Source organism: Microcoleus sp. Pol8_D6 (assembly GCF_036700965.1).
Taxonomy (GTDB): Bacteria; Cyanobacteriota; Cyanobacteriia; order Cyanobacteriales; family Microcoleaceae; genus Microcoleus.
Map to the genome: position 1 here is coordinate 205110 of NZ_JAUBPW010000002.1, position 21978 is coordinate 227087.

19 protein-coding genes are annotated in these 21978 nt (G+C 45.0%); 12 read left to right on the forward strand and 7 right to left on the reverse strand.

Annotation, left to right across the window (positions count from 1 at the left end; translation table 11 throughout):
* Nucleotides 1-75 precede the first annotated feature (75 nt).
* A complete protein-coding gene (locus tag QUA10_RS01770; protein WP_333081195.1) occupies nucleotides 76-219 on the reverse strand; it encodes a hypothetical protein in 144 nt (47 codons plus the stop codon).
* 340 nt (nucleotides 220-559) lie between these two features.
* Here QUA10_RS01770 and QUA10_RS01775 point away from each other — a divergent pair, with 340 nt between their 5' ends.
* Nucleotides 560-1999 carry an ATP-binding protein gene (locus QUA10_RS01775; protein ID WP_333081193.1) on the forward strand — a complete coding sequence of 480 codons (1440 nt, stop codon included), beginning with the start codon at nucleotides 560-562 and terminating at the stop codon, nucleotides 1997-1999.
* Between the two features lie 228 nt (nucleotides 2000-2227).
* Here the strand turns inward: QUA10_RS01775 and dnaN are convergent, their stop codons facing one another.
* The 3 genes from dnaN to dnaA form a co-directional block, all read right to left on the reverse strand.
* Nucleotides 2228-3367, reverse strand: coding sequence for a DNA polymerase III subunit beta (gene dnaN, locus QUA10_RS01780; protein ID WP_333081191.1), 1140 nt, complete (start codon nucleotides 3365-3367; stop codon nucleotides 2228-2230).
* A 238-nt stretch (nucleotides 3368-3605) separates the two neighbouring features.
* Nucleotides 3606-3839, reverse strand: coding sequence for a hypothetical protein (locus QUA10_RS01785; RefSeq protein ID WP_333081190.1), 234 nt, complete (start codon nucleotides 3837-3839; stop codon nucleotides 3606-3608).
* Between the two features lie 154 nt (nucleotides 3840-3993).
* Nucleotides 3994-5367 carry a chromosomal replication initiator protein DnaA gene (dnaA, locus tag QUA10_RS01790; protein ID WP_333081188.1) on the reverse strand — a complete coding sequence of 458 codons (1374 nt, stop codon included), beginning with the start codon at nucleotides 5365-5367 and terminating at the stop codon, nucleotides 3994-3996.
* Between the two features lie 211 nt (nucleotides 5368-5578).
* On the opposite strand from dnaA, the gene QUA10_RS01795 reads away from it, so the two are divergent.
* The 5 genes from QUA10_RS01795 to QUA10_RS01815 all read left to right on the forward strand — a co-directional run bounded on the left by QUA10_RS01795 (nucleotide 5579) and on the right by QUA10_RS01815 (nucleotide 10334).
* Entirely contained in the window at nucleotides 5579-6820 is a 1242-nt protein-coding gene (locus tag QUA10_RS01795; RefSeq protein ID WP_333081187.1) for an HhoA/HhoB/HtrA family serine endopeptidase, read from the forward strand.
* A gap of 118 nt (nucleotides 6821-6938) precedes the next feature.
* Complete coding sequence (gene def, locus QUA10_RS01800) at nucleotides 6939-7472, forward strand: peptide deformylase (protein WP_333081186.1); 534 nt, start codon at nucleotides 6939-6941, stop codon at nucleotides 7470-7472.
* Nucleotides 7473-7526: 54 nt separating this feature from the next.
* Entirely contained in the window at nucleotides 7527-8099 is a 573-nt protein-coding gene (locus QUA10_RS01805) for a TerD family protein (RefSeq protein ID WP_333081185.1), read from the forward strand.
* A gap of 99 nt (nucleotides 8100-8198) precedes the next feature.
* Nucleotides 8199-9653 (forward strand): TerD family protein, encoded by a 1455-nt coding sequence (locus QUA10_RS01810; protein WP_333086153.1) that lies wholly within the window; start codon nucleotides 8199-8201, stop codon nucleotides 9651-9653.
* An 81-nt stretch (nucleotides 9654-9734) separates the two neighbouring features.
* Nucleotides 9735-10334 carry a TerD family protein gene (locus QUA10_RS01815; protein ID WP_333081182.1) on the forward strand — a complete coding sequence of 200 codons (600 nt, stop codon included), beginning with the start codon at nucleotides 9735-9737 and terminating at the stop codon, nucleotides 10332-10334.
* Between the two features lie 122 nt (nucleotides 10335-10456).
* Here the strand turns inward: QUA10_RS01815 and lysS are convergent, their stop codons facing one another.
* Both lysS and QUA10_RS01825 read right to left on the reverse strand, forming a co-directional pair.
* Nucleotides 10457-12010 (reverse strand): lysine--tRNA ligase, encoded by a 1554-nt coding sequence (lysS, locus tag QUA10_RS01820; RefSeq protein WP_333081181.1) that lies wholly within the window; start codon nucleotides 12008-12010, stop codon nucleotides 10457-10459.
* Nucleotides 12011-12320: 310 nt separating this feature from the next.
* Nucleotides 12321-12458 (reverse strand): hypothetical protein, encoded by a 138-nt coding sequence (locus QUA10_RS01825; RefSeq protein WP_190734883.1) that lies wholly within the window; start codon nucleotides 12456-12458, stop codon nucleotides 12321-12323.
* Between the two features lie 34 nt (nucleotides 12459-12492).
* Between QUA10_RS01825 and tkt the strand changes: the two genes are divergently transcribed.
* Nucleotides 12493-14508, forward strand: a complete 2016-nt coding sequence (tkt, locus tag QUA10_RS01830) for a transketolase (protein WP_333034692.1) — start codon at nucleotides 12493-12495, stop codon at nucleotides 14506-14508.
* Here tkt and QUA10_RS01835 read toward each other — a convergent pair.
* Nucleotides 14446-14796 (reverse strand): hypothetical protein, encoded by a 351-nt coding sequence (locus tag QUA10_RS01835; RefSeq protein WP_333081180.1) that lies wholly within the window; start codon nucleotides 14794-14796, stop codon nucleotides 14446-14448. The two genes, tkt and QUA10_RS01835, sit on opposite strands and share 63 nt — an antisense overlap.
* Before the next feature lie 315 nt (nucleotides 14797-15111).
* Between QUA10_RS01835 and QUA10_RS01840 the strand changes: the two genes are divergently transcribed.
* The 5 genes from QUA10_RS01840 to QUA10_RS01860 all read left to right on the forward strand — a co-directional run bounded on the left by QUA10_RS01840 (nucleotide 15112) and on the right by QUA10_RS01860 (nucleotide 21812).
* Nucleotides 15112-17910, forward strand: a complete 2799-nt coding sequence (locus QUA10_RS01840) for a PAS domain S-box protein (protein WP_333081178.1) — start codon at nucleotides 15112-15114, stop codon at nucleotides 17908-17910.
* A 48-nt stretch (nucleotides 17911-17958) separates the two neighbouring features.
* Nucleotides 17959-18405: a response regulator gene (locus QUA10_RS01845; RefSeq protein WP_333081177.1), complete on the forward strand. Its 447-nt coding sequence runs from the start codon at nucleotides 17959-17961 to the stop codon at nucleotides 18403-18405.
* Nucleotides 18406-18849: 444 nt separating this feature from the next.
* Nucleotides 18850-19002 carry a hypothetical protein gene (locus QUA10_RS01850; RefSeq protein WP_333081175.1) on the forward strand — a complete coding sequence of 51 codons (153 nt, stop codon included), beginning with the start codon at nucleotides 18850-18852 and terminating at the stop codon, nucleotides 19000-19002.
* Between the two features lie 91 nt (nucleotides 19003-19093).
* The gene (locus QUA10_RS01855; RefSeq protein WP_333081174.1) at nucleotides 19094-20596 is read left to right on the forward strand and encodes an ATP-binding protein; all 1503 of its coding nucleotides are present in this window, start codon (nucleotides 19094-19096) and stop codon (nucleotides 20594-20596) included.
* Nucleotides 20597-20723: 127 nt separating this feature from the next.
* A complete protein-coding gene (locus tag QUA10_RS01860) occupies nucleotides 20724-21812 on the forward strand; it encodes a response regulator (RefSeq protein WP_333081173.1) in 1089 nt (362 codons plus the stop codon).
* Nucleotides 21813-21978 lie beyond the last annotated feature (166 nt).

Sequence of the window (21978 nt, forward strand, 5' to 3'; positions counted from 1 at the left end):
TGTGTCGCTGGCTGAGCGTTACGGGGGGTTGCAAGTACCGGATCGGGGAGATGGGATGAAATCGCCTCAAATGCCCTAGCAGGGGCGATGGCCCGACGCCATCGGCATTAGGGAGCTAAAACTCAGGGACGCGATCGCTCCAATTTGGGCTTTTAACTTGTCTGCTGACGTGTGCATGGCGTGGGCGATCGGGCAATTCCCATTTTCTTCTATTATCAATCAATTATATTTCTCAGCCTAATAATTTATTAACAAAAGGTTAAGACGATTAATTAAGATTAATGAATAGTTAAATAGTCGAAACAAGCGTTAATACCGCTCAAGTCAGTATAAAATAAAGTCAGGTATAATTACCAGGGCGCATTTATCTCGGTGATCCTCAATCTTGCCTAATACTTTAAGTGGTAAAATTTTCCTTGCTACAGTCAGTTTTTTGTGTAATTTAAAATGCAGTTTGCCAGGGGGATGCCGGTCAAAACACTCAGCAACTCACCTGCTGAGCTTTGGTAGCTGAATGTCTGCTGGCAAATAGAACCCAAAAAAGCGTGCTGATAAATTTATGTTGAATACCTCCTGCGTAGAAAGACCCGTCCAACCCATCTCCGAGGCTGACCTAGGAGAACTTTGTTTAGACTCTACTCTCCAACAATTGTCGCTTTACGATTTTCAGGTAGAAGCTACGGATTGGGGAATGCGAATTTCTCAGATGTTAGAAGCTAATCCGCTGTTACCGGGAGTCATTGTCACCCATCAAGGTGAATTTGCCGGTATGATTTCCCGGCGGAGATTTTTAGAATTTATCAGCCGTCCTTTTGGGCGAGAATTATTTTTAAAGCGACCTGTGAGGGCTTTGTACCGCTTTGCCGAAACTGAGAGTTTAATTTTTTCCAGCAATACTTTAATCGTGGATGCAGCGAGGAAGTCGCTGTTGCGATCGAAAGAACTGCTTTACGAACCTATTGTAGTTCAAGTGTCGCCTCAAACTTATAGTTTGCTAGATGTACACGAACTGTTAGTAGCCCAATCCAACATTCACGAACTAGCGACAAAATTGCTGAGGCAGCAAACTCAATCTCAACTAATTCAAACCGAAAAACTAGCCAGTTTGGGGCAGATGGTAGCTGGAGTCGCCCACGAAATTAGAAATCCAGTCACCTGCATCAGCGGAAATCTAGGCTTTTTGTCAAACTACTCGAAAGACATCATGGAGTTGCTGTCTGCTTACGAACACATTGTCGGTGAAAACGAAAAAATTAACCAACTCAAAAAACACATAGAATTTGATTTTTTGCAAGAAGATTGGGTGGAAATTCTTAAAAGTATGAAAGTTTCATCGCAGAGGCTGACCGAACTCGTTACCAGCCTCCACACCTTTTCTCACATGGACGAAACCCACTTGAAACAAGCTAACATCCATGAATGTATTGATAGTACGCTGCTAATTATGAAAAACCGTCTCAAGTACCAAATAGAAGTAGTTAAAAGCTATGGTGATTTGCCTTTAGTCAAGTGTTACTCGGGTCAGTTGAGCCAGGTATTTATGAATATCATCAGCAATGCGATCGACGCTTTGGAAGAGGTAAAAGAAGAAAAAGATTTTGTGCCGGCGATTACTATTGAAACCGAGGTAATAGACAGTTCTGACGGAGACTGCGTTAATTCGGAATTAATTCAAAATTATGTTATGGGCGATCGACAAAATGCCAAACAGCTATCATCCGCCAGCCAAAACGGCGGCTTTAGCCCCGAAGCAGCCGAAAAAAATCAAAATAACGCTTGGATAGCCATCAGAATTGCCGATAACGGGCCGGGAATTCCGCCAGAAATTCAACGGCGGATTTTTGAGACATTTTTCACCACTAAACCTGCGGGGAAAGGTACCGGTTTGGGGTTGGCAATTACCCATCAAATTGTTACGGAAAAGCATAAAGGTAAGTTAAATTTGCATTCTACGCCCGGTACAGGTACTGAATTTGAAATTTTGTTGCCATTGATTTGAAGGAATAAGTCATATCAAATCTGTTAGCATCGACCTTATTCATATATCTCTTCTCGACCTCTGCGTGAATCAGGGTCAATCAATTGTCATCTGCGGCAGAAAAATTCTCTTTTTTAAACCGCAGATGAGGGCAGATAAACACAGATTAACGCAGATGAATTAGATCTATTCGGGTTGCAGCATTGGTGATTGTTGACTGTTGACTCATGACTAATGACTCTTTTTAAGCTAAGCTCTTAGCTGCACTGGCATTACCAAGAATGTAGCATTGACTCCGCCTAAAGGCTGAAAAATTACAGGCGCTAGAGCACCGTTTAATTGCAGTTGAATTTCTGGGGATTGAGCAGTTTTCAAAATGTCAATTAAGTATTTCACGTTGAAAGCAATATCTATGCTATCTCCCGAAATCTGTGCGGGCATTGACTCTTTGCCACAGCCGACATCTTTAGCATCTACAGACAAAGTAATTTCCTGATTCTCCTCGTCGATGCTGCATTTGAGAATATTGTTTTTTTGGTCGGCAAAAACGGCTATTCTTTCTACTGCTGCTAAGAACGATCGCCTTTCTAAGGTAATTTGCCGCTCAAAAGACGGCGGAATCAACTGCCGATATGCGGGATATTGCCCTTCCAAAGTGCGGGTGGTCAGCCGCTGATCTGCCCATTCAAACACTACTTGACCGTGTTCAAAATGCAAGGTGACAGGTTCAGTCCACTGCCGCATCACCAGCATTCTTTCTACTTCGCGCAATGCTTTAGCGGGGACTGTCACCTCAAATTCTTCTTGGGTTTCTTCGCCTTCAGGTTTTTCATTGGCAGTTTGAACTACTGCCAATCTGTGACCGTCTGTAGCTGCAAATTCCAGGCAATCTTGCAATACCTTTAAATGCACGCCTGCAAGTACCTGTTTTGCCTCGTCGGGGCTAGTAGCAAATAAAGTTCCTTTGAGTCCTTCTATCAAGGCTTCCGGTGGCAATTTGAGGATTGTTCCGCCTTCTATTGCAGGCAATTCTGGGAATTCTTCCGGGCCCATGCCTCTAACTTGGTAGCTGCCAGAACTGCAAGTGAGATATGCTACGGTGTCCCCCGCTTCGTCTTCTAAAGTAATCTCTCCATCTGGGAGTCTCGAAACAATATCGTTGAGTAATTTAGCGGGTATGGTAAAACTGCCGCCGCCTGTTACTTCTGCTGCGAAGCTGGTGCGAATGCCCAAACTGAGATCGAAAGCTGTCAAGCTAACCCGCTGATTTTCCTCATCCGCTACTAAGAGCACGTTGGCTAGTACCGGATGTGTCGGGCGGGAGGGAACGGCCCGACTTACCAACGAGAGGTTGGCGTTGAGGTCACTTTGGGTGCAAACCAATTTCATGGTAGGAAGGTTAATTAACCGGATTTGAAACAGAAACAAATCGTATCACAGAAAGCCGGCGGGTCGGTTTTTCTGTGTGTAGGGGTTAAGTATGTGGCGCTTATTGCCGGTTTCTACGCAAAATTTTGCCTGTAAAAACGAGAAATCTTCGTAGAAATCGGGTTTCTGAGGTCAGCCCGCGTCGCGAACTATGTGTGTAGGGTGTGTAGGGATCACCAGTTTTTTTTAATTTATTGAATTATTTTTGTATTGATCGCCCTGTGGAACCTGTGGAAAAAAAAGCTAACTGCTTGCTGGGAAAGACTTGTAGGTAATAAATACTTGTGGAAAACTTGTGGAAAAGCTGTTGCGGTCGATCGCCCGCCCATTTTTGTGCCAAAACTGTTTTGGGCGATCGAGTAAAGTTTTCCACAAACAAAGGGCAACTTTTCCACAGGTTTTTCCACAGGCAAGATTGTCTATTATGGGGCATTGGGAATTGGGAATGGGAATTGTTGACTGTTGACTGTTGACTGTTGACGGCGTTGAGTGATGACAACTGACAAATGCCAACCGACAAATGTCAACCGACAAATGTCAACCGACAAATGTCAACCCACAACTGCCAACTGACAACTGACTTCAAATTAACTTTTGCGGCTGACAGCGTTAATTCGATCGCTCAACTGACGCAAAGTTTGGGCCAAATTCGGGTCAGTGTTCCGTAACTGAGCAATTTTGTCGCAACTGTAAAGCACAGTCGTGTGATCTTTGCCACCGAACACTTCTCCAACTTTAGGCAAACTCAAACCAGTATGCTGCCGAATTAAATACATCCCTATTTGACGTGCGAGACTAATTTCTCGCCGACGGGAAATACCTTTCAAATCTTCAACAGAAACATCAAACTCCTCAGCCACAACTGCAATTACTGCATCTGGCGTTGCCTCTACACTTTCAGTTTGCGGATTCAAAACCGGGGCGATATTTTCCACAGTCATCGGCAAACCAGTAATTGAAAGATATGCTACCGCCCGAATCAAAGCACCTTCTAATTCCCGCACGTTGGAAGTGTAACTAGAAGCAATGTATTCAATCACATCTCGCGGCAACCGCATATTTTCATACTCGGCTTTTTTCTGCAAAATTGCCATCCTAGTTTCCAAGTCTGGCAATTGAATGTCGGCAATTAATCCCATGGAAAATCGGGAACACAAACGCTCTTGCAGGCGGGGGATTTGCTGCGGCGGGCGATCGGAAGCTAAAACTACTTGATTCCCGGCTTCGTGCAAAGTATTAAAAGTGTGAAAAAATTCTTCTTGAGTGTATTCTTTACCTTCAATAAATTGGATGTCATCTATTAATAAAACATCGGCTGCCCGATAATGGTCGCGGAAAGTTTGCATACTGTCTTTGCGAATGGCGGCGATTAAATCGTTAGTAAATTTCTCAGTAGAAACGTAAAAAATCTTGGCGTTGGGGTCAATTTCCAAGCGATAATGACCGATCGCCTGCATCAAATGAGTTTTGCCCAAACCAACGCCACCGCACAAAAATAGGGGATTGAATTCTCGGCCCGGAGACTCGGCTACGGCGAGGGAGGCTGCGTGGGCCATGCGGTTGTTGGAACCGACGACAAAGCGGGAAAATAAGTATTTGGGGTTTAAATTGGCGGGTTTGGGGGGGTGAAGCGAGTGGTTTTCGGGGACATCGGCGGCGATGGAGGAGGGCCAAATCATGGCTGATTCACTGCTGCCCCCTGTTTCGTTTCCCCCGGCAATTGTCAAGTAAATGTCTACGGGATAGCCGAGAATTTCTGCGACTGCATCGGCAAGGATGTCTCTGTAATATTTTTGCAACCAATTGCGAGCAAAGGGGTTGGGGGCGCTGACGATCAAACAGTTATTTTCGAGTTGTTCGGCGCGGGCAGTTTTGATCCACGTCTCAAAGCTAGGTCTGCTCAGTTGTACCTGGAGACGTTCAAGTATCTGATTCCACAGACTTTCGAGGGGAATTTCCATCGCTCACCTCTGCCGATCGGCATTCAAGAGATTAAGTTTATAGTCTAGAGAGTTTAGTCGTCAGATGCTAAAGTTTAAGGGAGTCTGCCGTAGCACGGGCGAGGGCGGGACGCCATCGCCCAAAAATTTTGCGGCTCTGCAGCCCAAACCAGGTATCGGGGAGCTGTTCAGCAAATATTTAGATTTGGCAGGAAAGCCTTAAAACATGGCCATGAAGAGTTCTACTGGCAAATTTTGGAAGCAACCGGCAATTTACATATTGCTGCTGGTAACGGGAGCCGGGGCCGCCATGTTGGGCGATCGTCTGACGGTTTCTCAATTTGGTGCAAATTCTGGCGATTCGCGACAAAGGGCGCTGGAACCCAAATTGCAACTGCCTCGTAATACAAAGGATCAAGCTAGCAAAGTCTTGCCGCCGGCTTCGTTGTCGGGCGACGGGACTAATGTGAATTTTATTGTGGCTGCGGTGGCAAAAGTTGGCCCGGCAGTGGTTCGGATCGATGCTTCGCGGCGGGTGAAACCGGGAAATAGAGGGCTGTCGCCGGAAGATTTTTTTGGCATAGAACCGAATTCGGGCGGCCGGGGCGGGATCGAACGGGGCACTGGTTCGGGTTTTGTCATCGGTGCCGACGGCTTGATTCTCACTAACGCTCACGTTGTAGAGGGAGCCGATACGGTAAATGTAACTCTCAAGGACGGCCGCAGCTTTCAGGGGCGGGTGTTGGGGGCGGATAAGGTGACGGATGTGGCTGTGGTGAAGATTGAGGCGAATAATGTGCCTGTGGTGGCGATCGGCAATTCGGATAAGCTGTTGCCTGGGGAATGGGCGATCGCGATCGGCAATCCTTTGGGTTTGGACAATTCGGTAACTGCGGGGATTATTAGCGCTACGGGGCGATCGAGCTCTGATGTGGGCGTACCCGACAAGCGGATCGGTTTTATTCAAACAGACGCTGCAATTAATCCGGGGAATTCCGGTGGCCCGCTGCTGAATGCTTCGGGCCAAGTTATTGGCATGAATACGGCGATTATTCAAGGTGCTCAAGGATTGGGGTTTGCGATTCCCATTCAGGCAGCCCAACAGGTGGCGAAGGAACTGATTACGACGGGGAAAGTCGAACACGCTTATTTAGGCATTGAAATGGCGACGCTGAATCCAGAGGTTAAGCAGCAAATTAACAGCAATGCTACCAGCAGCCTGCGAGTTGCAGTCGATCGGGGTGTGGCTATTGTTAGCGTTGTTCCTAATTCTCCCGCAGCAGCAGCAGGTTTGCGTGCTGGAGATGTGATTCAAAAAATTAACAATCAGCCGATTATTCAATCGGAAGCTGTTCAGGAGTTCGTGCAAAATGCGAAGGTTGGCGGTCTGTTGCAAATGGAAATCAACCGCAATGGGCAAATAGTTAATTTGACTGTTAAACCGGGGAGTTTGCCGGTTCAAAAAGTTGGATAAGAAGGAAGAAGGAAGAAGGAAGAAGGAGGAAGGAGGAAGAAGGAAGGAGGAAGAAGGAAGAAGAAAATGGTAATTTGTCAGTAGTTAACGACTAACCAATAACGACTAACCAATAACTATGGCAGAACTCTTACAAATCTCACAATTAGGAAATCCCGTACTGCGCCGCCCGTCGCAAGTTGTCGAGAATATTAAGGACGATCGCATTCAAGAGTTGATTGACAGCTTAATCTGTACAGTACAGCAGGCAAACGGAGTGGGGATTGCTGCCCCTCAAGCGGCTCAGTCCGATCGCCTGTTCATCGTCGCATCGCGCCCCAACCTGCGCTATCCCCAAGCACCCAAGATGGAGCCCACAGCGATGATTAATCCCCGGATTGTGGCTGCATCAACAGAGACAGTCAAAGACTGGGAAGGCTGTTTGAGCATTCCGGGGATTCGGGGATTGGTGCCCAGAAGTAGGGCGATCGAGATAGAATACACCAGTAGAGACGGCAAACTCCACCGACAAGAATTGACAGACTTTGTGGCCCGAATTTTTCAACACGAACACGACCATTTAGATGGAATCGTGTTTTTAGACAGAGTGGAAAATACCCACGAACTAATCACAGAGGACGAGTACCAAAAGCAAATTGTCAACTTACTATAACACTTGATATAATTGCTAGTAGTAACGCCAGTGATGTTGTGAATAGGAGGGCGAATGTCTATCAATTTGGAAAAAGGCGGGAGAATCAATCTCTCTAAAGAAGCACCAGGGCTAAAAAATGCCGGGATTGGTTTGGGATGGGATACCAATATTACAGACACAGGCGCAGCATTTGACTTAGATGCTTCCGTGTTTATGTTGGGGGCTACTGGCAAAATTCCCGGCGAAAAATACTTTGTTTTCTACAACAACAAGGAGTCGCCGGACACTTCTGTAATACATCTGGGAGATAGCCGAACCGGAGAAGGATTTGGCGATGATGAAACCGTTACAGTCGATTTAACCAAAGTCGATCCGGCAGTGCAAGAAATTGTGTTTGTGGTGACTATCCACGAAGCAGAATCGAGAAGGCAGAACTTTGGTCAAGTGCGGAATGCTTTTATTAGGATTTACGACACTACTACTAACACAGAGGTAACTAAGTACGATTTGGACGAGGATTTTTCTAGGGAGACAGCGGTAGAGTTTGGCAGGCTTTACAAGAAAGACGGTGAGTGGAGGTTCCAAGCTGTAGGACAAGGCTACAATTCCGGCTTGCAAAGCTTTGTAGATAAGTATGCCGCATAAAAGGTCGATCGCTCCTAGCTAAATAAATCGAGGGGAAATTCGGAAGCAGGAATGTTTCCCTCGATTTTCAGCAATCAGACTCATGAGGTGACAAACCAGATGGGAATTCAATTAAAGAAGGGCGAAAGATTTAATCTTTCTAAAACATCTCCCAGTTTAACAAAAGTTGCGATCGCCCTGGGTTGGGAAATAGCAACTCAACTAAATTTATCGAACTCAAACCCGCAAAGCTGCGATATCGATGCCTCGGTTTTTGCGTTAGGTTCGGACGGCAAAATCCCCGATGAAAGATACTTTGTATTTTACAATAACTCGCAGTCGCCGGACGGATCGATCGCCCATTCGGGAGATAATCAAACTGGTCAAACTCAAGGGGATGACGAGACAATTTATGTAGACTTAGAAAAAGTAACGGCTGCTGTTGAGGAAATGGTTTTTGTGGTCACGATTCACGACGCACAAGCTAAACATCAAAATTTCAGCCAAATCAGAAATGCTTTTATCCGATTGTACGATCGCGAAACCGACAGCGAACTAGCCCGGTATGATTTAACAGAAGGTTTTTCTGAAGAAACAGCAGTCGAGTTCGGACGGTTGTATAAAAAAGATGCAGCTTGGAGATTTCAGGCCGTAGGACAAGGATATAAAGCAGGGTTGCAGAGTTTTGTTGACAAATATCATTCTGAGATTCAACAGCAAGAAAAAACCGCAAAAATTACAGTAGAACTGCCTAAATTACCAGTTATTGAAGATAGCCAAAAAAGTCAGAAAGCTATAGCATTAGACAAAAAGCTTGAGGAGAAAGCGCCGCACATTTTCAATCTCGCGAAGAAAGCCGATATTTCGCTAAAAAAGGCAAATCTCACAAATCACGATGCTCAAGTAGCGCTTTGCCTCGATATTTCTGCTTCTATGTCTTCCCTATACCGTTCAGGAAAAATTCAGCGTTTGGCAGAGAAGATTTTGGCTTTGGGATGTCGGTTTGATGACAACGGATCGATCGACATATTTCTGTTTGGAGTCAACCCCCACAATCCCGGTGAAATGTCGATCGACAATTTCTCAAACTTCATCCACCATATACTGCAACAGTATCCTTTAGAAGGAGGTACTTACTACGGTAAAGTGATGAAGGAAATTAGAAAGTTCTATTTTCCTGATGGTCGCGGTAGCAGGCGCTACGCAGCTATGAAAGCCGATCGACCTGTCTACGTGATGTTTGTAACTGATGGAGAAACTGCGGACGAGTCGGAAAGCAAGCAGCAGCTACAATGGTCGTCCTATGAGCCGATATTTTGGCAGTTTATGGCGATCGGCAAGTCGCAGAAAGATGTCAAAAGTAAGGGATTCCAAGGGTGGTTAGCAAGATCCGTAGCCAGCGATTTTAGCTTTTTAGAACAGCTTGACGAAATGGGCGCTCGCTACCTAGACAACGCCGATTTCTTTAGTTTAGAAGACCCGGAACATATTGCCGATGAGGAATTATACGATTTGTTGACCGCCGAATATCCGCATTGGGTAAAATCAGCACGAATCAAAAATCTCTTACCATAGAAACAGCTTTTGCCGGCAAACAAAATGCTAGCTTAGGGCAATCATTCAACTTCACAATAAACCTTACACAATCACAAAAATATGGCTATCAACTTGACAAAAGGACAATCGATCGTTCTCAGCAAAAGCGAATACGACTTGTCCAGACTGACAATGGGTTTAGGCTGGGATGTTGCACAAGCTAAAAAAGGTCTTTTCGGCCGCAGCAGCGGTGCAAATTTTGACTTAGATTCCTACGCTATGCTGCTGGGAGAAAATGGCAAAATAAAGAACTACAAAGAGGATGTAATTTATTACTCTCATTTGGAGTCAAAGGACAAAACAGTTGTTCACTCAGGCGACAATCTCACGGGGGCTGGAGATGGAGACGACGAACAAATAGTGGTGAAACTGAGTTCTTTGCCAGCAGAATATCACAAAATTATTTTGGGCGTAAATATTTACGATGGGAAAGAGAGAAAACAGCATTTTGGCTTGGTACAAAATGCTTTCGTGAGGGCTGTAGATGCCGCCGGGAAAGAAATCGCTCGCTATCGCTTGTCTAATGACCCATCTTATGAAGGAAAATTAAATATGTTGATGGGAGAAGTCTATCGAGAAGGCGGCGAGTGGAAGTTTAAGGCTTTGGGAAATCCTTTGGCTGAAGATATGAACGGTGTTGTCGGTTCGTTTATGCGATGATATGAAAAATGTTTTTTTAACCGCAGATAAACGCAGATAAACGCAGATAAACGCAGATGTAATTTCATCTGCGTTTATCTGTGTTAATCCGCCGACATCTGCGGTTAAAAAAGCTAATCCAATCAATCTTTGACCGGCCGCATTGTCGGAAACATTACCGCATCGCGGATGCTTTGAGTATTAGTTAAAAGCATCACCAATCTGTCTACGCCGATGCCCATTCCGGCACAGTTAGGCATCCCCAAAGATAGCGCTTGAATAAAATCTTCATCCATTGGATGCGCTTCATCATCGCCCGCATTTTTCTGTGCTAACTGTTCCTCAAACCGCTTTCTTTGCTCTTTCGGATCGTTCAATTCTGAGAAGCCGTTCGAGTATTCTGTACCGTTGATAAATAGCTCGAAACGTTCTACAAATCCCGGCTTGCTGCGATGTCCTTTGGCTAAGGGGCTGACTTCAACAGGATAGTCGATGATGAATGTAGGTTGAATTAGTTTGGGAACAACTAATTTGTCAAAAACTGCATACAGCACGTAGCCTAAACTCTGTTGTTCTAACTTAGACAGGTGCAGTTCGAGTTTGCTTGCAGATTCGATCGCACTTTCCAAGTCCAAACTGTCAAAATCCAGCCCAAACTCGTCTCTGACAGCTTCTACCATCGTTTTTACTTGCCAGTGTTTGCCGCTGAAACCCGGATATTTTTCGCTGTAGTCGAACTTGCGTTCTAAACTAATCGTTTCCCCCTGATTTTCAATTTCTTTGACATCCCCAAATACAGCAGCCGCTGCGAAACACATCACGTCTTCTACAACTGTTAAAATGTCGAAAACATCAGCATAAGCTTGGTAAACTTCTAAAGAGGTAAACTCAGGATTGTGGGTGCTGTCAATGCCCTCATTTCTAAATGCTTTCCCTAGTTCAAATACTCGCTCGAAACCGCCGCAAATTGCTCTTTTTAAGAATAATTCGGGAGCCACTCGCAAATACAAATCCACATCCAAAGCATTGTGGTGAGTGATGAAGGGCTTAGCAGCAGCACCGCCGTAAATAGCTTGCAGTGTTGGGGTTTCTATTTCGTAAAAATTGGCTTGCCAGAGATAGGAACGGATGCTTTGAACGATGCGGCTGCGAAGCATAAAACGGTTGAGCGCATCTTGGTTGCTTGCCAAATCCATTTCGCGGTGACGGCGGCAAACTTCGGGGTCGTTAATTCCGTAATAAGAATCGGGAAATTGAATGGTAGCTTTTGATAAAAGCTTTAATTCCCTCACTAAAATAGAAAGTTCTCCCCTGGGAGTGCGGCAGCCGATACCTTCGACGCCGACAAAATCGCCGACATCGAGCAATTTTTTAATTTGTTCAAAGCTCAAACCGACTTCGCCGGTGACGATTGCTTTCTCGATTTTGAGTTGAATTTTGTCTGTGGCGTCTTTTAAATCGATGAAACCAATTTTGCCGCTGTCTCGCTTGGAAGTGATGCGGCCAGCTAATCGCAGGGAAATTTCTTCGGGGTCAGTTTCTCCGTTTTGGAGTTCTTTTCCCGGCTGACTAAATATTTCGCGAACTTGTTGGGCTGTGTGCGATCGCGCGTAGGATTCACTGGGATACGGTTCTATGCCTTGCGATCGCAGTTCGTCTACTTTTTGACTGCGGACTTCGGCTTCACTGAGAGTCATTAGTTATTGCCTGATTAAAATTACAAATATCTGACATCTTGCACTATTCTGGCGATCGTGCGATCGGGCATTGCTCAAAGCAACGCCCTACAAGAAAATTCACTCTTTGTGGAACAGGCATCTTGCCTGTTCGTGACAAAGCTGCAAGATGTCAGAAACACCAAACTCTATCATAACTGGGCGGCTTTGAGAGGCAATTGGCCAAATAAATAAGTTACATCCTCTCGTAGCCCGATCGCACATAGCCGCACTCGCCCCAGAAATATCTCCGATAAAAATTTACAATCAACTGCACAAAGCGACCGAAACATTAAAAAATTAAGTTGTCTGTCGATCGCAACAGGTGAGATGATATGTAGTGCAGCCTCACGGCAGTTCCATAGAAACTGAACAGCAGAAATGCGAGCGATCGAACTCGGCTCATCGCACCTCTGTCAGAATCGACCACACACACTCTCTCTTAACGTATAAAAACCAGAATTATGGCTGTTGCAACCCAATCACTCGAAGAACTCTGCATCAACTCTATCCGCTTTTTGGCCATCGATGCGGTAGAAAAAGCAAAATCAGGACACCCGGGACTGCCGATGGGCGCTGCCCCTATGGCCTTTGTGCTGTGGGATCGGTTCATGCGGTTCAACCCCAAAAACCCCAAGTGGTTTAATCGCGATCGCTTCGTCCTCTCCGCCGGCCACGGCTGTATGCTACAGTACGCCCTCATGTACTTGACCGGCTACGATAGCGTCACCCTCGACGACATCAAGCAATTTCGTCAGTGGGAATCCAAAACCCCCGGACACCCCGAAAACTTCGTCACCGAAGGCGTAGAAGTTACCACCGGCCCCCTGGGACAAGGAATTGCTAATGCCGTCGGTTTAGCAATGGCAGAAGCTCACCTCGCTGCTAAGTTTAACAAGCCCGACCACAAAATTGTTGACCACTACACCTATGTCATCATGGGTGACGGCTGCCACATGGAAGGCGTTTCTGGCGAAGCTTGTTCTTTGGCCGGACACCTCGGACTCGGCAAATTAATTGCCTTGTACGATGACAATCACATTTCTATTGAAGGCGACACCAGCTTGGCCTTTACTGAAGATGTGGGCAAGCGTTTTGAAGCTTACAACTGGCACGTTATTACAGTAGACAATACCGCTCTAGACGAAGATACTAACCTAGAAGCAGTTCACAAAGCTATTGAAGAAGCCAAAAAAGTCACGGACAAACCGTCCATGATTAAAGTCCGTACCATCATTGGTTACGGTTCTCCAAACAAGCGCAATTCTTACAGTGCTCACGGCGCTGCTTTGGGTAGCGATGAAGTGCAAGCAACTCGCGATTTCTTGAAGTGGGAACACGCACCGTTTGAGATTCCTGATGATGCTTTGTCACACTTCCGCAAAGCAGTCGAACGTGGCGCTCAATCTGAGCAAGAATGGCAGAAAGCTTTTGATGCTTATAAAGCAGCATATCCTGCAGAAGCTGCCGAATACGAGCGCACGGTTGCCGGCAAACTTCCCGAAGGTTGGGATAAAGTTTTGCCGACATACAAGGCAGAAGATAAGGCCGATTCGACTCGGAATCATTCTGGAAAATGTTTGAATGCTTTGGCAAGTGTGTTACCTGAACTGATCGGCGGTTCCGCTGACTTGGCATCTTCTAACATGACTTTGCTCAAGGGTGAAAAAGACTTCCAAAAAGGTCAGTACGAAGGACGTAACCTGCGCTTTGGTGTGCGGGAACACGGCATGGGTGCGATCGCCAACGGTATGCTGTTGCACGGCGGTTTAATTCCTTACTGCGCCACTTTCTTGGTATTTGCTGACTATATGCGGGGAGCAATTCGCCTCTCTGCACTCTCGGAAGCTGGAGTTATTTATGTAATGACTCACGACTCCGTAGCCTTGGGCGAAGACGGCCCCACTCACCAACCCGTGGAAACCATCGCTTCTCTGCGAGTAATTCCCGATTTGTTGGTAATGCGCCCTGCAGATGGTAATGAAACATCCGGCGCTTACAAAGTGGCAGTTGAAAGCCGCACCCGCCCAACTTTAATGGCTTTGTCGCGCCAAAACTTGCCTAACTTGGCTGGAAGCTCGATCGAAGGAACAGCCAAAGGCGCTTACATTTTGTCCGACGACGGTGGCACTCCCGACATCATTTTAATCGGCACCGGTGGCGAAACCTACCTCTGCGTTGATGCCGCTGAAAAATTGCGCGCTGCAGGCAATAAAGTGCGCGTAGTTTCGATGCCATGCTGGGAATTGTTCGACTTACAAGATGCCGCTTACCGCGAATCTGTACTGCCGAAAGCTGTTACTAAGCGGTTGGCAGTTGAAGCAGGTTCTAGCTTCGGCTGGGGACGTTATTTGGGTTCTGAAGGCGATAGCCTCAGTATTGACAGATTCGGCGCTTCTGCACCGGGTCCCGTTGCTTTAGAAAAGTTTGGCTACACCGTTGATAATGTGGTAGCTAAGGCTCAGGCGCTGTTGGGTTAATACCAGCAGCATAATTTTTGGTGGGGCGGGCTTCGAGCTCGCCCCATTTTTTATAGCAGAAGGAAGTTCGGCAACGGATTCTGTAACGGATGTAACAGATGTAACGGATGGATGGAAGAAGGCTTTAGTTATTGAGAAGATAAGGAAGAAGGAAGGAAAAGCTAAAATCCTAAAATCTAAAATCGGCATATAGGGTGTCACTTCGTCATACCTCACATCTTGCACCATTGTCAGGAACAGGCAAGATGCCTGTTCCACAAGAGATGAATTTTCTTGTGGAACAGGCATCTTGCCTGTTCATAAAAGGATTGAGAATAGTGCAAGATATGAGTTATACCCAACCTAGAGCTCGCTACAGCTCGCGAATCATTGAGAATTGCTATATTAAGACTTACGGAAGAAAAACCAGTTTCTACGACAATATTCGGTTTGGCAACGAGGCATCTAACCAGAAACCTGGTTTTTAGCCCCCGGTGCGTTCAAGACTGTATCTTTCAAAAATTTGAGATAGGTTATAAGTCATTGAGTTAAATCACCAATTACCAATTCCCGCTTACCAATTACGAATTACCAATTACTAATTCTCGATTACCCATTCCATTTATGATGATTTGGAATTTTTTAAATCAGTTGTTATTCACCGGGAATTATATTCCTCAAGGCTACTGTTACCTTTGGCAGCGAGAGCTAGTCGCGCTCCATATAGTTTCAGACTCTATAATTGCCCTGGCATACTATTCAATACCGCTATCCCTAATTTATTTTATCGGTCAGCGAAAAGACTTGCCATTTCGCAACATTTTTTGGCTCTTTGCAGCCTTTATTATCTCCTGTGGCACTACTCATATAATGGAAGTTTGGACGCTTTGGCATCCTGTTTATTGGGTTTCTGGCATTCTAAAAATTATTACCGCCGCGATTTCTGGTTACACCGCTTTTGCATTAATTCCTTTCGTTCCCCAAGCATTAACTCTCCTGAGTCCAACTCAATTAGGGATGATCGATTCAATACTGCAAAAAGAAATAATTGAACGCCGAGAAACGGAAGCTCGCTATCAAACTTTAACTGAAGCTTCCCCGGTGGGAATATTTTATGCAGATGCAGGAGGAGACTGCTTGTATGTCAACGAACGCTGGTGTCAAATTTCGGGAATAACCTGTGATGAGGCTTTGGGCAAAGGGTGGTTGCAAGGCATTCATCCAGACGACCGCGATCGGGTTTTTTCTGAATGGTATAGCGCCGCGCAGGAGAAATTGCCCTTTAAATCTGAGTACCGCTTTCAAGGTATTAATCACCCTCAAATCAGTTGGGTATTCGGTCAATCTGTCGGTCAAATCGGAGAAAATGGCGATGTTAAAAGTTATGTGTGTACTATTACTGATATTACAGAACGCAAGCAGGTAGAAGAGGAAAATCGACGGCTCAATGAAACTCTGGAGCATCGAGTTGCTGAGCGCACTGCTCAAATCGAAATTTCTAACCACCAATTGCAAAAAGAAATAGCTTACCGCGAAAAAATTGCTCTTACTTTGTTGGAATTGACGCAACTGCAAAATGCAATTCTTAATAGCGCTAACTACACAATTATTTCTACAGAGCCCGACGGTACAATTAAAACATTTAATCGGGCGGCAGAGAAACTTTTAGGTTATTCGCTAGAAGAAGTGGTGGGGAAAGTCACGCTAGCAATAATTCACGACCCTCTGGAGATAGCTAAAAGAGCTGAAGTTCTTTCTCATGAATTGGGAGTAAAAATAGAGCGGGGAATTGAAGTATTTTTTGCTTTGCCGTGCCGGGAAATCGCTGACGAAAATGAATGGACTTACATTCGCAAAGATGGTTCGCGGTTTCCGGTACTGTTGTCGGTGACTGCCTTATTTGATAGTAGCGGGAATATTAACGGTTTTTTGGGTATCGGTCAGGATATTAGCGATCGCAAACAAGCTGAAAAAGAGCTGCGCGACCTCACGAATGCCATGCAAAATGCGGTGGAAGGCATTTCGCGGCTGGATATTGAGGGACGCTACGTGAAGGTTAACCGAGCTTACGCTCATAAATGCGGTTACGAACCGGAACAAATGCTTGGCATGGAATGGCAGCTCACCGTACATCCGGGCGATGTTGAGATGATGCTCTCAGCTTATCAGGAAATGGTCATTTCTGGCAAAGTAGAAGTAGAAGCTAGAGGGGTCCGCAAAAATGGCTCGTTTTTTTACAAGCAAGTAACAATGGTAAAAGCTTGGGACGAACAAGGAATATTTAACGGCAACCACTGTTTTATGAAAGATATCACCGAGCGCAAACTAACTGAAACAGCTTTGCAGGAAAGTGAATTCAAGTACAGACAAATAGTTGAATTGGCAGAAGAAGGCATTTGGGTAATTGATAGTAATGGTCTCACGACTTACGTGAACCACGCAATGGCGCGAATGCTCGGCTATAATGAATTAGAAATGTTCGGGCGCTCGCTTTTTGATTTCATGGACAAAGCGGAAGAACCACAAGCTATTGATAATGTCGAGCGACGCAAGCAAGGTATTCGTGAACAACACGAATTTAAATTTAAAAGCAAGGATGGAAAAGATATTTGGACTGATATGTCTACCAGTCCAGTCATGGACTCCCAGGGTAATCTGCTGTCTTGTTGCGCCTTGGTTTACAATATTACAAGCCGCAAAGAAGCAGAGCAGCAAATGCTGCAACTTACAGAAGATTTGAAGCGTTCCAACGAGGAATTAGAACAATTTGCTTATGTGGCTTCCCACGATTTGCAAGAACCGCTCCGAGCCGTTACCAGTTACACTCAATTGCTTGCCCAGCGCTATCAAGGAAATTTGGACGCTCGCGCAGATAAGTATATTCATTATATTGTCGATGGCGCCACCAGAATGCAGCAGTTAATTAACGATTTGTTGGCGTATTCGCGCCTGGGAACGAGGGGTCAGGAGTTTGAGCAGGCGGACTGCAACGCTGTGGTTAAGCAAACTATGTGCAATTTGCAAATTGCGATCGCCGAAACAAAAGCTGTAATTACCTGCGACGCGATGCCAACCGTGATGGCGGATGAATTTCAACTGGTGCAATTATTCCAAAATTTGGTCGCCAACAGCATCAAATTTTGTCGCCAAGATATCCCGTTGATTCATATCGCTGCCCGTAGGCAAGAGAGCGAATGGGTGTTCAGTGTCCGCGATAACGGCATTGGGATTGATCCGCAGTATGCCGATCGCATTTTTATCATTTTTGCGCGCCTACACTCCCGCCGCCAATATTCCGGTACTGGCATAGGTTTGGCGATGTGCAAGCGCATTGTTGAACGCCACGGCGGTCGGATCTGGGTGGAATCTCAGGAGGGAAAAGGAGCGACTTTTTACTTCACTATTCCTATAATTAGTACCTGAAGCCTCAAAATTCAATTTTGTTTTTATACTCAAAGGGATACGCCGGTTATGAGCGATCGAAGCACTGTTAGACCTATAGAGATTCTGCTGATTGAGGATTCTCCCAGCGATGCCGATTTGGCAATAGAAGTCCTCAGTCAGGGTAAAATATTGAATAACTTGCATTTTGTGGAGGATGGAGTCGAAGCAATCAAGTTTTTGCGCCGAAAAGAACCTTATCTCAGGGTACCTCGTCCCGATTTGATTTTGCTCGATTTGCATCTGCCGAAAAAAAGCGGTATTGAAGTGCTAGAAGAAATTAAAACTGACCCAAAGTTAAAATTAATTCCTGTAGTAATTCTCAGCACTTCAGCAGCGCCCGAAGATATTTTTAAGTCATACTCCCTCCACGCCAACTGTTACATAACAAAACCTGTAGACTTCGTTGAATTTACTAAAGTAGTCAGGTTAATTGAGGAATTCTGGCTGGCAGTCGTCAAACTTCCTCTAAATTAAACGAACAGATGCTTTGCTTATGAATGCTCTAAAAATTTTTAACCTATGGAAATTCTGCTGGTGGATGATTTGCTCAGCGAGGCTTAATGGGGTTTATAAAAGCTGGCGCCCAGTCAATTTTTAACAACTTGCAAATAGTAGAAAATATGGTACAAGCAAGAGTTTATTGAATAAAGCAGGCTTTTCGGTTCGCCTTCTCGGTCTAATTTAATTATGCTTAACTTGATTTTGCCTAAAAAAAGGGTTAAAAATATTGATATAAATCAACTCAACACTCAAGTTAAAAATGATTCCGGTGGTAATTATGACAAGCGAATTTCTTGATGGTACAACCCCCCAGATTTATCCGTGGAATCAATCCAAAATCTCAAATCTAAAATCCTCAAGCCCCCCAATTTATCCGTGGGGTCAATCCAAAATCTCAAATCTAAAATCTAAAATAAAATGACAACCTCAGCAGCCGATCAAGAGATGCTCAAGTCTTATGCCCTGTCAGCCCGGTGCTACATCACTAAGCCTATCGATTTTAGTCAAGTTCCTAAGCTGGTGAGATGGATTGAGGATTGGTGGCTGGTGGTGGTGACAGTTCCCAAATAATAATTTTCAAGTTGAAAATGGTAAGGGAAAGGAAAAAAGTTTAACCTAAGATTGGTAGAGTAAAATTTTTATAGTCAAAAACGTCTAAGCTATGTGGATTAAGATTCTGTTAGTAGAAGACAATCCTGCTGATGCTGATTTGCTTGCAGAACTGTTAGAAGTATCTGTCGGCGTCGAGTGGGAACTGGTGTCTGTTGAGTTCCTGCATGAAGCGATCGCACAACTGTGTAAACAACCCTTTGATGTCGTTTTGCTCGACCTTTCTTTGCCCGACAGCCGCGGTTTGGAAACGCTAACTCGCCTGCGAGAAGTTGCTCCTGATGTGCCAATGGTGGTAATGACAGGCTTGGATGATGAGGCGATCGCCCTCGAATCAGTTCGCTTGGGAGCTCAAGACTATATTGTTAAAGGTCAAATTACTACTCAATTATTAGTGCGGACGATCCGCTATGCGATCGAACGTTCTCAAACATTTCAAATGCTGCGGGAAAGCGAGCGCCGCTTTCGGGCAATTTTTGACTCGTCGTTTCAGCTAACCAAGCTGCTGACTCCCGAAGGAATTGTGCTGGAAGTCAACGAGACAGCCCTCGATTTTGCCGGATTGCGATCGGAGGGTATTGTGGGCCGCCCGATTTGGGAAATGGCGATTTGGACCCAGTCGCCACAGGTTGCCGAACAATTGCAATGCGCGATCGGCAAAGCAAGTCGCGGCGAGTTTTTCCGCAGCGAAATCGACTTGTTAGGCAAAAGTGGTCAAATCATGACAGTTGATTTCTCACTGAAACCTGTTAAAAATGAGACAGGAAAAATTTTGCTGCTGATAGCGGAAGCCCGTGACATTAGCGATCGCAAACGAGCAGAAGCGGAAATTCTCAAAGCCCTCGCACGAGAAAAGGAACTTTCAGAACTGCGAGCTAAATTTGTCACAATGGTTTCCCACGAGTTCCGCACACCTTTGACAACCATCCAATTTTCCGCTGGATTGCTGCAAGATTACAGTTCTCAGTGGACCCAAGATAAAAAATCTACTCATTTTGTGCGGATTCAATTAGCAATTAAACGCATGACAGAGTTATTAGAAGATATCCTCGTAATTGGCAAAATCGAAGCCAATACCTTGCAGTTTCAACCGATTTCCTTAAACCTTGAAAAATTTTGCCGTCAACTGGTAGAAGAGCAGCAGCTCAACGACAGCAACCAACACCCGATCGCCTTTCAATATGAAGGTGGCAACTGCGAGGCTCAAATGGATGAAAAACTGTTGCAGCAAATTTTGGGAAATGTCCTCTCAAATGCCATCAAATATTCCCCCGTAGGCAGTCCAGTTTCTTTGCATCTCAACTGTCAAAACAACGAAGCTGTCTTCCAAGTTCAAGACCAGGGCATCGGCATTCCCCAAGCCGATCGAGAGCGAATATTAGAAACTTTTTACCGCTCTCCAAATGTCGGCACTATTTCGGGAACAGGGCTCGGTTTAGCAATTGTGAAGAGGGCTGTGGAACTGCACGGCGGTCAACTTGCGATCGAGAGTCAAGAAGGAAAAGGCACAACTTTCACTATTACCTTGCCTTTAATTTGCACTCCCCGTCAATAATAACAAATGAATTATCAACTATAGATATCCGTAGTTTAACGATTAATTAAGTCCCTAACAAACAAACTTATCAAGTATCTGAACCCAGATTTTTCCCACAAACTACTAACTAAAAGGAGCTATCACCATGGCTAAGATTTTGGTAATAGAAGACGAAGAAGCAATTAGAGAGAATATTTTAGAGTTGCTGGAAGCCGAGAATTTTGAAGGAATAGGAGCGATTAACGGCAAAGTCGGCATCAAATTGGCGATCGAACAAATCCCTGATTTAATTTTGTGCGACATGATGATGCCGGAAGTAGACGGTCACGGCGTCCTCAAAGCTTTGCGTTCGGAACCCTTGACTGCCACAATTCCGTTTATTTTCCTCACAGCAAAAGCCGATAAAGTTGACATTCGCACGGGCATGGAACTGGGAGCTGACGATTACATTACTAAGCCATGTACGCCGCAAGAACTGCTAAAAGCCATTGCTATTAGACTTGAAAAACAAAAAACAATTAGCCGACAATCTCAAAAGACGCTAGACGAATTACGCACTAATATTAGTATGTCGCTGCCCCACGAATTGCGGACTCCTTTGAATGCAATTCTGGGTTTCTCTGAGCTAATCTTGTCAGAATATCAGGTCTTAGAGGAAGCAGATATCTTAGAGATGATTGGTCAAATTCAAACTTCTGGTCATCGCTTGTATCGACTCATTCAGAACTTTTTGCTGTATGCAGAACTGGAGATAGCAGCTACAAATCCCGAACTGTTAAAGGAGATGCGAAACAGCGAATTTAGCTGTGTAAAATCTTTGCTGAGTCAAAAAGCGCGCCAGCAAGCAAAACACGCGAATAGAACAGACGATTTACAATTAAACTTGCAAGATTCGTCGGTTGCTATTGATTCTGTCAGACTTGCAAAAATTGTTGAAGAACTATTGGACAATGCCTTCAAATTTTCTTTAGAAGGAACGCCTGTTTTATTAAGCACTTTCGTCGAAAATCAGACTTTTCTTCTGTCTGTCAAAGACCAAGGCCGTGGCATGACTACAGATCAGATTGCACAGCTAGAAGCTTACAGGCAGTTCGATCGCAAACTTTACCAACAAGCAGGTTTGGGATTGGGCCTGGCGATTGTTCAACGCCTTGTAGAATTGCACGGAGGAGAATTTAAAATAGAAAGTTTGCCGCAGCAAGAAACCATAGTTTCCGTTTCCCTGCCTGTCTAAACAATGATTATACCAGTTTCCAAAAAGAATACAACTGTAGGCAAACTCCCAACCCTTATGGCATAAGTCATTCCCTATTCTCAAATCTAGGTAGTGGCCAAGAAGTAATGATGGTAAGATAGTAGCCTTGATAAGTTTTTTGTGAACTATGCCGAATTGTCCCGTT

Coding starts and splice junctions, on each gene's coding strand:
- QUA10_RS01855 (WP_333081174.1), top strand. CDS start 19,094: ATGTGGATTAAGATTCTGTTAGTAGAAGACAATCCTGCTGATGCTGAT.
- QUA10_RS01835 (WP_333081180.1), bottom strand. CDS start 14,796: ATGCCTGTTCCACAAGAAAATTCATCTCTTGTGGAACAGGCATCTTGC.
- QUA10_RS01810 (WP_333086153.1), top strand. CDS start 8,199: ATGGGAATTCAATTAAAGAAGGGCGAAAGATTTAATCTTTCTAAAACA.
- QUA10_RS01795 (WP_333081187.1), top strand. CDS start 5,579: ATGAAGAGTTCTACTGGCAAATTTTGGAAGCAACCGGCAATTTACATA.
- QUA10_RS01785 (WP_333081190.1), bottom strand. CDS start 3,839: ATGCCCCATAATAGACAATCTTGCCTGTGGAAAAACCTGTGGAAAAGT.
- QUA10_RS01860 (WP_333081173.1), top strand. CDS start 20,724: ATGGCTAAGATTTTGGTAATAGAAGACGAAGAAGCAATTAGAGAGAAT.
- QUA10_RS01850 (WP_333081175.1), top strand. CDS start 18,850: ATGACAACCTCAGCAGCCGATCAAGAGATGCTCAAGTCTTATGCCCTG.
- tkt (WP_333034692.1), top strand. CDS start 12,493: ATGGCTGTTGCAACCCAATCACTCGAAGAACTCTGCATCAACTCTATC.
- QUA10_RS01815 (WP_333081182.1), top strand. CDS start 9,735: ATGGCTATCAACTTGACAAAAGGACAATCGATCGTTCTCAGCAAAAGC.
- QUA10_RS01840 (WP_333081178.1), top strand. CDS start 15,112: ATGATGATTTGGAATTTTTTAAATCAGTTGTTATTCACCGGGAATTAT.
- dnaN (WP_333081191.1), bottom strand. CDS start 3,367: ATGAAATTGGTTTGCACCCAAAGTGACCTCAACGCCAACCTCTCGTTG.
- def (WP_333081186.1), top strand. CDS start 6,939: ATGGCAGAACTCTTACAAATCTCACAATTAGGAAATCCCGTACTGCGC.
- dnaA (WP_333081188.1), bottom strand. CDS start 5,367: ATGGAAATTCCCCTCGAAAGTCTGTGGAATCAGATACTTGAACGTCTC.
- QUA10_RS01805 (WP_333081185.1), top strand. CDS start 7,527: ATGTCTATCAATTTGGAAAAAGGCGGGAGAATCAATCTCTCTAAAGAA.
- QUA10_RS01845 (WP_333081177.1), top strand. CDS start 17,959: ATGAGCGATCGAAGCACTGTTAGACCTATAGAGATTCTGCTGATTGAG.
- QUA10_RS01775 (WP_333081193.1), top strand. CDS start 560: ATGTTGAATACCTCCTGCGTAGAAAGACCCGTCCAACCCATCTCCGAG.
- lysS (WP_333081181.1), bottom strand. CDS start 12,010: ATGACTCTCAGTGAAGCCGAAGTCCGCAGTCAAAAAGTAGACGAACTG.